The sequence below is a fragment of the Microcoleus sp. SVA1B4 genome (assembly GCF_036700545.1).
Classification (GTDB): domain Bacteria; phylum Cyanobacteriota; class Cyanobacteriia; order Cyanobacteriales; family Microcoleaceae; genus Microcoleus.
Genome location: NZ_JAUBPB010000172.1, coordinates 1 through 1,288 on the forward strand (window position 1 = coordinate 1; position 1,288 = coordinate 1,288).

At 43.2% G+C, this 1,288-nt stretch carries 2 protein-coding genes; one reads left to right on the plus strand and one right to left on the minus strand.

Annotated features, from left to right (window positions below):
* Window positions 1–190 precede the first annotated feature (190 nt).
* Window positions 191–394, plus strand: coding sequence for a hypothetical protein (locus QT987_RS29765; RefSeq protein ID WP_333247091.1), 204 nt, complete (start codon window positions 191–193; stop codon window positions 392–394).
* On the opposite strand, the gene QT987_RS29770 is transcribed toward QT987_RS29765, so the two are convergent.
* Window positions 371–1,288, minus strand: a 918-nt coding sequence (locus QT987_RS29770; protein WP_333247093.1) for a transposase, incomplete at its 5' end; no start/stop codon positions are given. The genes QT987_RS29765 and QT987_RS29770 overlap by 24 nt on opposite strands.

Sequence of the window (1,288 nt, forward strand, 5' to 3'; positions counted from 1 at the left end):
GCCTGATTGTCGGTATGATCGAATCAATGACGTGGCGATCGACTGACGCACTCTTTTAAGATACAAGGGGCGGGTTCACCGATAATAATTGCCTAAAACACACAATCTCGTAAACCCGCCCCACCCCGTGCGAGGGCCCTTTAATTTTTTCTTGTTGCCGAGTTCAATCTAAAAAAAACTGGAATTGAAGATGGTACAAATATTTACTGAACCAGAAACAATCTCTATAGAATTGCCAAATGCGATCGCCCTTTTTGTCACAGGCGAACAATTCGATATCCTAGCATTGGCAAATCCCGACTTGAGATTAGAAAGAACCGCAGAAGGAGAATTAATATTGACACTCCTCGCGCTGAAGCGACGAGGATTCTTAAGACCACAATTTCTGTCTTAAAGGTGCTGTCAATTCACCCCTACTGATTCCGCTTAGAGCGAGTCCAAGCATCACCGCTACTTTTCTACCAATATTTCCGCAGGCATTACAATCTGCATTAATTAGCCAGCCCTGTGCAGTTCGGTACAAGCCACGCTTAATTCGTTTGCCACTTGGAAGCCACCCTTCGGGTTTCTCGCCGATTGTAGGTAGCAAATCATTATCGACAAACGAAGCCTTCGACGAATAAGACTCCTCAGTCTCAACAAATCTCAGACCGTATTGCTCGCACAGTTGAGCAATCCTATCTTTCAATCTGCCCGTAGGGATTTGCACAAACTTTTGATTAGTTTTGCGAACCATATTGGCAGAATTTTTTTGTCCTTTATTCCATCCGAATACAACCGTTCCTATTTGATTGTTTAAACAATGATTAATTACCTTCCGGGCTGCCTTGTTGACGGCATCTCTCATCTGACGATTTCGTTTCTCGGTTATACTGGCAAGTCTTTTAGACCAAAATCCGTTAGCTTTCCCATTCATCAGAAATGCAACTTGCTTGTTGTAACCTTGGTTGAGAGATTTTAAATGCTTACCATCGACAATAAAACTTGTACCAACGTTGCTCACACAAGTTAGCCAATTATCGATACCGTGGTCAATCATCAAGCATCTGGCAGGGTCTACATCTGATTGGACTTCAGTAGTTTTGTAGACAAATTCTAGGTAGAAGCAGCCGTTTCGAGGAAGAATGCGATATTCTCGAATCTCCTTGAAATCAAGATTAGAAGGCATAGGCAAGTAAAACGCATCTAAACCAAACCACGCTTTAACCTTACTGCCTAGGGGAAATCTCAACATTCCGTCTTTGAGTTTTACCGACCTACCTGTAAACGTCACCACAGCCCTTCCGCC